The following is a 6,824-nucleotide window of genomic DNA, read 5'->3' on the forward strand; positions in this document are numbered from 1 at the left end:
GACGCGCTCAGAGCAGCGATTTGACCTTCTCGGCCACGGCCTCGGCGGTGATGCCAAAGTGGTCGTAGAGCACCTCTGCCGGGGCCGAGGCGCCAAAGCTGTCCATGCCGACGAACCCGCTCTTCTTGGCATTGCCGCGCTCGCCGCAGAGCCAGCGGTCCCAGCCCATCCGCACACCGGCCTCGACCGCCACGCGCACCGGACCGGCGGGCGGCAGCACCCGGCGCCGATAGCTTTCGTCCTGGGCCTCGAACAGTTCCCAGCAGGGCATGGACACGACGCGCGTGCCGATGCCTTCGGCCTGCAGCAGGTCGCGCGCGGCCAGCGCAATGGCCACTTCCGACCCGGTCGCCATCAGGATCGCCTGGCGCTTGCCCTCGGCCTCGGCCAGCACATAGGCGCCTTTCTCGACAAGGTTGGCGTTCTTGTGTTCCAGCCGCACGGTCGGCAGGCCCTGGCGGGTCAGCGACAGGACAGACGGCGTGGCCGTCTGGCGCAGCGCGATTTCCCAGGCCTCGGCGGTTTCCACCGCGTCTGCGGGACGGAACACCAGCGTGTTCGGCGTGGCGCGGCTGATCGCGACATGTTCGACCGGCTGGTGGGTCGGGCCGTCTTCGCCCAGGCCGATGGAGTCATGGGTCATGACAAAGACGGTGGGCGTCTTCATCAGCGCGGCCAGGCGCATGGCCGGGCGGGCATAGTCGGTGAAGGCCATGAAGGTCCCGCCGTAGGGGCGCACGCCGCCATGCAGGCCCATGCCGTTCATCGCCGAGGCCATGCCGTGTTCACGGATGCCGAAGTAGATGTAACGGCCCTTGCGATTGTCGGTGTCGAAGACGCCCAGATCGCCGGTCAGCGTGTTGTTCGATCCGGTCAGGTCGGCGGAACCGCCTATGGTTTCCGGCATGATCGGGTTGATGACCTCAAGCGCCATCTCGCTGGCCTTGCGGGTCGCGACCTTGGGCGCGGTTTCCGAGACCTGCTTTTTCAGCGCCTTGACCACGGCAGAGAGCTTTTTCGGCGCCTCGCCGTCCATGACCCGGGTGAATTCCTTTTGCCGTGCCGCGCTGGTCTCGGCGAACCGGGTTTCCCAGGCCTCGCGCTCGGCGGCACCGCGCGCGCCGACCTCTTCCCACCAGGTCTTGATCTCGGCGGGAATGTCGAAGGCACCGGAGGTCCAGCCCCAGGCGGCCTTGGCCGCGTCGTTCTGATCGGCGTTGGTCAGCGCGCCGTGACCCTTGGACGTGTCCTGCGCCGCGTGGCCCAGGGCGATATGGGTCTTGCAGGCGATCATCGAGGGCTGCGAGGTCTTCTTGGCCTCGACGATTGCGGCGTCGATGGCCTCGGGGTCGTGGCCGTCGATTTCCTGCACGTGCCAGCCCGACGCCTTGAAACGCGCAACCTGGTCGGTGCGATCCGACAGCGAGACCTTGCCGTCGATGGTGATGTCGTTGTTGTCCCAGAAGACGATCAGGTGACCCAGCTCATAGCGACCGGCAAGGCCCAGGGCCTCCTGGCTGACACCTTCCATCAGGCAGCCGTCACCGGCGATGACATAGGTGTTGTGATCGATCAGCTTCTTGCCGAAGCGGGCGCGCAGGGACTCTTCGGCGATGGCGAAACCGACGGAGTTGGCGATGCCCTGGCCCAGCGGGCCGGTCGTGGTCTCGATCGCCTTGGCCAGGAAATTCTCCGGGTGGCCGGCGGTCTTGGCGCCCAGCTGGCGGAAATTCTTGACCTCGTCGAGGGTGATTTCCGGGTCGCCACAAAGGTAGAGCAGCGAGTAGAGCAGCATCGAGCCGTGGCCCGCCGACAGGATGAACCGGTCGCGGTCGGCCCAATCCGGGCGGGACGCGTCGAATTTCAGGTGCTTGGAGTAGAGCACGGTGGCCACGTCCGCCATGCCGATGGGCATGCCCGAATGGCCGGAATTGGCCGCGGCGACGGCGTCGAGCGCAAGCGCACGGATCGCCGTGGCGCGCATCCAATGATCAGGGTTGCGGGTGCGAAGCTCTTGGATATCCACCGGGTTTCGATCCTCTGGCTGGGGGTTTGCGGCGTGAATAGCAGCCCCGCGCCGAAGTGCAAGCCAAGCGCGGGGCAGTGCATGAAGGGCGCCGTCTAAGGCCTTGGAAGATAAGGGGGCGCATTTTCCTTTTCCGCTTGTTAAACTTTCATTGACCGGATGCGGGACGATTCGTTCCGTATCGCGATGGGCCGCGCGGGATTGAGGCCGCCAGGCCGGGCAAGAGGACGAAGCAGGGCAGATGAGCCAGATCGAGGACTTGCAGGCGCGCATCACGCGCGCGCTGGATCGTATCGGACAGGGGATCGACGGGCTGGACCGCAGCGCCGCCGAACCCGCGGATTACGAAGCATTGCGCAGCCGCGCGGAAGCGGCGGAACAGGCATTGGCAGAGGCGCAGGAAGCGCTGGCCGCCACGCGTGAGCAGGCCGAGGTGGACCGTGATACCGCGCTTGCGACAGCGCGTGACGCCGCCGAGGCAGAGCGTGACATGGCTGTCGCCAACGCCCTGGCGCAGGCCGAAGAAGCCCGCGAGGCCGCCGTGGCGGCGGCCCGCGAACAGGCAGAGGCCGATCGGGACGCGGCGATTTCCGCCGTCAAGGCAGAGGCCGCAGCCCAGCTGGAACGCGCCCTGGCCGAGGCCAGGGCAGAGGTCGGCCCGGAACCGGCGCCGGAGCCGGAAGAAGCCGCCGAAGACGAGACCGCGCCGCAGGCCGAGGTGGCCGGGGCCCCGGATGTCACGGAGCTGGAAGAGGCGCTGGAAGACGAGAAGATGGCCAATGCCCAGCTTGAAGAGCGGCTGCGCGTCTTGCGTGCCCGGCTGGCAGAGCTCGAGGCGCAGGCCACCGAGGCCCCCGCCGCGCCTTCGTCCGGGGCCCTGGCCGCGCTGGATGACCAGCTGCAGGACCTGCGTGCTTCCAATGAAGAGTTGATTGCCACCAATACCGCGCTGCGCGAGGCGAATGCGCAAGGGGTGGGCGATCCGGAGCTGATCAACCGCGGTCTGCAGGCCGAACTTGATGCGATGCGCACCATTCGGGCGGCGGATGCGGCAGAGACGGGCGCCGTGATCGAGGCCCTCGGCCCGCTCCTGGCCGAGGCCGCAGACGGGGAGGCACAGGGATGAGCCAGATGGAAGTCGAGATCAAGATCGGTGGCCGCAGCTTTGAAGTGGCCTGCCAGCAGGGCGAGGAACAATACCTGCTGTCCGCCGCACAGCTTCTGGACACCGAGGCGCAGGTCCTGGTGACGCAGATCGGGCGGATGCCCGAGGCGCGGATGCTGCTGATGGCGGGGTTGATGCTGGCTGACAAGACCGCGGGCCTCGAAGAGCGCCTGCGTGAGGCGCAGGACAAGCTGAAGTCGGTCGAGGCCGACCTAGCGGACCTGAAGAACAAGCCCGGACCTTCGCCGGAAAAGGTCGAGGTTCCCGTGATCCCGGAGGACGTGACGGACGCCCTGGCCGAGATCGCCGCCCGCGCCGAGGCGCTTGCCAACAGTTTCGACGAGGCAAAGGCAGAGTAACGGCCTTTCGTCCCGGGTGCGTCACCCGTCGAGCCGCCGCGTCACAGCACGGCCCAGATCGACAAAACCGTCGATGTCCTCGGGGCGACGCAGGATATGGCGCAACCTCAGCCGCATGCCGTGACGGCTCAGCGCGACGATGGGCTGTTGCGCCTCGTTCCGCCCGCTGCGGGCCTCAAGCAGTTCCGGGGCCTCGCGGACGGCGTCCAGGGCTGTTTCGCGCCCCGGGGTCGCAAAAAGTGTGCCGGACCCGTCACCGGGCACCGACCGCAGGTCCGCCGCTTCGGCGGCGAGTCCACCGGTCATCTTGTTCAGCACCATCTGGCCAAAGCCGCCCCCGCCCATCTTGTCCAGCATCATGTCGGCCATCGCGGCGGTCTTTTCGGGAATGTCGGGTCCAAGCAGCGCCATGCCGTCCGGCAAGGCCAGCCGGGGCTGGGTGAATTCCGTCCAATGGCTGCTCGTGCCGCCGGTAGAGGAATTGGACCGGTAATAGAGCACAAGCTCCCAGCCCTCGGACGGATCGGAAATCACCGTTCGGCTGCCACGCCCGCCGCTTTGCGGCTGATAGTCAAAGGTCCATCCCCGTTCCGCGGACATAGCCTTCAGCGCCTCGCGGCGCTTTTGGCCGTGGCGAATGGCATAGGCGATCAGGCCGGTTCCGGCGAATGAGGCCAGGATCAGGACGGCAGCAACGAAAATCTCCACGGTGAAACTCCTTTTCTGAAATGCAAGGGATCAAAGAAAAACGGGCAGGGAAATCCCCGCCCGTTCGTTGTGTCATGCCAGGCGCATGGCTCAGGCGTTGGCTTCGCGGATCTTGTCTGCGGCTTCCTTGTTGTAGGTCACGCCCTTGTCGTCGAACAGCTGGTCCAGCTCGCCCGAGAGGGTCATCTCGGTGATGATGTCGCAGCCTCCGACGAACTCACCCTTGACGTAAAGTTGCGGGATGGTCGGCCAGTCGGAGAAATCCTTGATCCCCTGGCGCAACCCGTCATCCTCGAGCACGTTCACGTCCTGGTAGTCGACGCCCATGTAGTTGAGCACGCCGGCCACGCGGCTGGAGAAACCGCATTGCGGCATGGTCTTGTTGCCCTTCATGAAGAGCACGACGTCATTGGATTTGACGGTGTCGTCGATACGGGTCTTTACGTCGGTCATTTGCGGTTGTCCTGTTCGTTGTGGTTTGTGTCCGTGTCATCGGCCGGGGTGCCGTCCTGTCCCGCGTCCGATCCGGAATTCTCGGGGTCGTAGTCCTCTGGGTCATAGCTGTCCCCGCTGTCCGGGATCGTTCCCACGAAGGTGGTGTTCGATTCCGGGTCATACGTCAAACCGTAGGTCGACCTGCCTTCTTTCCTGAAACGTCGGTATTCATGCCATGCCGCGTAGACGAAAATGGCAAGAAAGGGCAGGAGCAGCAGGGGGACGATGACGCCTAGGGGCATATCGGATCAGTCTGGGGCCTTTGTTGTGAGAGCGAGGGCGTGAAGTGCGCCGCTGGGACCGTCCATCTTGCCCTTGAGCGCCGCATAGACGGCGCGTTGTTGCTGAACCCGGTTCTTGCCGCGAAAGCTTTCGTCGATGACCATCGCCGACATGTGCACGCCGTCTTCTCCATCGACGGTGATCTTGGCGTCTGGAAAGGACTGGCGCAACAGGTCCTCGATTTCCTGGGCATACATCGGCATATAAGGCGTCTCCACGCGTCTGGTGTCTGTTACAAAATTAGTGCGGTGGCGGGCGGCGTGCAAGGCACGCGCGTCAAGCCGGGCAGGGGCGGCGGTGGTCAGGCGGCGAGGTCGATCCACACCGGAACATGGTCAGAGGGCTTTTCGCGACCGCGAATGGCAGAGTCGATCTGGCAATCGGTCATCAGGTCCGCGGCGGCGGGTGTCAGCAGCAGGTGGTCGATGCGGATGCCGTTGTTCCGTTGCCAGGCGCCGGCCTGGTAATCCCAGAAACTGTAGTGCCCGGGCGCCTGGGTCCGTGCGCGAAACGCCTCCGTGTAGCCGAGGTTCAGGATTCGGCGAAAGGCCGCGCGGGTCTGCGGCAGGTACAGGGCGTCCTCTGTCCAGGTCTCGGGGCGCGCGGCATCCTCGGCCTGGGGGATCACGTTGTAGTCGCCGGCCATCAGCGCGGGCATCTCCTCGGCCAGCAACTCGCGCGCGCGGGCTTCGAGGCGTTCCATCCAGGCCAGCTTGTAGTCGTATTTCGGACCGGGTGCCGGGTTGCCGTTGGGCAGGTACAGCCCGCAGACACGCACGGCCTGGTCGTCTCCCATGACGGTCGCTTCGATCCAGCGTGCCTGTTCGTCCTCGTCGTCGCCGGGCAGGCCGCGCCGGACATCCTCGAGCGGGCGCTTGGACAGGATCGCCACGCCGTTAAAGCTTTTCTGACCGTGTGTCTCGACGTTGTAGCCGCGGTCCTCGAAGGGCTCGCGCGGGAAATTCTCATCGACCGACTTGATCTCCTGGCAGAGCACGACGTCCGGCTGCGCCTCGTCCAGCCAATCGAGAACGGCGGGCAGGCGGGCCTTGATGCCGTTGATGTTGAAGGTGGCGATCTTCATGGCGCGTTTCTCCTGCCGGTTCGGGGCTCATGGATCGCAGGCGCGGGGCTGACGGTCAAGCGCGTCAGGAAAAGCCTTGTTTTGTATCAGTTTGGTTGTGCTTTGTGACCATTCTGCAACCTATCAGCGTAACGCCTGGCACAAAGCACCCACTGGAACTCGCTTGATTCGGGGATGATTCGGAGGTTTGCCGGTTTGCAAAGTGCCGTTGCACTGCAAAGTCCGAAATTATCCACAGGAAATTTGTTCCTGGGGATAACTCGTATTGTCTCGCGATCCGAAACGCCTGCGCGAATCGCATCTGTGGATAAACTTTTCTTTAAACAACCTTAACAAGAATTAACTTTTTTGCAAACTATTTTTGCGTGCAGATTTCAAGGGCATAGCTGCTCAACCTGAAAAAGGAGCGATCCCATGACTGCCCTCATCAAGCTGCACACCCCTAAAGAAACCGTTTCCAAATCGGAAACGAGCGCCTTTGCCGGCGACGCTGTCGAGGCGTTCACCTCGTGGTCGGGCCCGGCCGATGGCGACCTGTTCGCGGGTGCCTCTGTCGAAGCCTACACATCCTGGTCCGGTCCGGCGACCGGTACGCGCGAATCCGGCGATGCAGTCGAAGCATTTACCTCCTGGTCGGGTCCGGCCGCGGGTGACATGGACAATGGCGGCCATGTCGAGGCCTTCACCAGCTGGTCCGGCCCGGCG

The 6,824-nt window shown here is 64.6% G+C and carries 8 protein-coding genes and 1 pseudogene; 3 read left to right on the top strand and 6 right to left on the bottom strand.

Translation table 11 applies throughout. The features are described 5' to 3' along the window. Positions 1-7: 7 nt before the first annotated feature. Positions 8-2,026 (bottom strand): transketolase, encoded by a 2,019-nt coding sequence (tkt, locus tag PVW46_RS11720; RefSeq protein WP_069211384.1) that lies wholly within the window; start codon positions 2,024-2,026, stop codon positions 8-10. Between the two features lie 241 nt (positions 2,027-2,267). Here tkt and PVW46_RS11725 point away from each other — a divergent pair, with 241 nt between their 5' ends. Both PVW46_RS11725 and PVW46_RS11730 read left to right on the top strand, forming a co-directional pair. Next, positions 2,268-3,152: a coiled-coil domain-containing protein gene (locus tag PVW46_RS11725; protein ID WP_069211383.1), complete on the top strand. Its 885-nt coding sequence runs from the start codon at positions 2,268-2,270 to the stop codon at positions 3,150-3,152. Next, on the top strand, positions 3,149-3,550 hold the full coding sequence (locus PVW46_RS11730) for a cell division protein ZapA (protein WP_083242497.1): 402 nt from the start codon (positions 3,149-3,151) through the stop codon (positions 3,548-3,550). Before PVW46_RS11725 ends, PVW46_RS11730 begins: the two co-directional genes overlap by 4 nt. 21 nt (positions 3,551-3,571) lie before the next feature. Here the strand turns inward: PVW46_RS11730 and PVW46_RS11735 are convergent, their stop codons facing one another. The 5 genes from PVW46_RS11735 to xth form a co-directional block, all read right to left on the bottom strand. Continuing rightward, positions 3,572-4,258: a hypothetical protein gene (locus PVW46_RS11735; RefSeq protein WP_069211381.1), complete on the bottom strand. Its 687-nt coding sequence runs from the start codon at positions 4,256-4,258 to the stop codon at positions 3,572-3,574. 90 nt (positions 4,259-4,348) lie between these two features. Then, entirely contained in the window at positions 4,349-4,711 is a 363-nt protein-coding gene (gene grxD, locus PVW46_RS11740) for a Grx4 family monothiol glutaredoxin (RefSeq protein ID WP_043139279.1), read from the bottom strand. Continuing rightward, entirely contained in the window at positions 4,708-4,995 is a 288-nt protein-coding gene (locus PVW46_RS11745; protein ID WP_043139277.1) for a hypothetical protein, read from the bottom strand. The genes grxD and PVW46_RS11745 overlap by 4 nt, the downstream gene beginning before the upstream one ends. A 6-nt stretch (positions 4,996-5,001) precedes the next feature. Next, complete coding sequence (locus tag PVW46_RS11750) at positions 5,002-5,238, bottom strand: BolA/IbaG family iron-sulfur metabolism protein (protein ID WP_043139274.1); 237 nt, start codon at positions 5,236-5,238, stop codon at positions 5,002-5,004. A gap of 98 nt (positions 5,239-5,336) precedes the next feature. Beyond that, positions 5,337-6,119, bottom strand: coding sequence for an exodeoxyribonuclease III (gene xth / locus PVW46_RS11755; protein ID WP_043139273.1), 783 nt, complete (start codon positions 6,117-6,119; stop codon positions 5,337-5,339). Between the two features lie 414 nt (positions 6,120-6,533). Between xth and PVW46_RS11760 the strand changes: the two are divergent. Then, positions 6,534-6,824, top strand: a pseudogene (locus tag PVW46_RS11760) (hypothetical protein); the annotation flags it as partial.

The organism is Mameliella sp. AT18, from assembly GCF_028807275.1.
Taxonomy (GTDB): domain Bacteria; phylum Pseudomonadota; class Alphaproteobacteria; order Rhodobacterales; family Rhodobacteraceae; genus Antarctobacter; species Antarctobacter albus.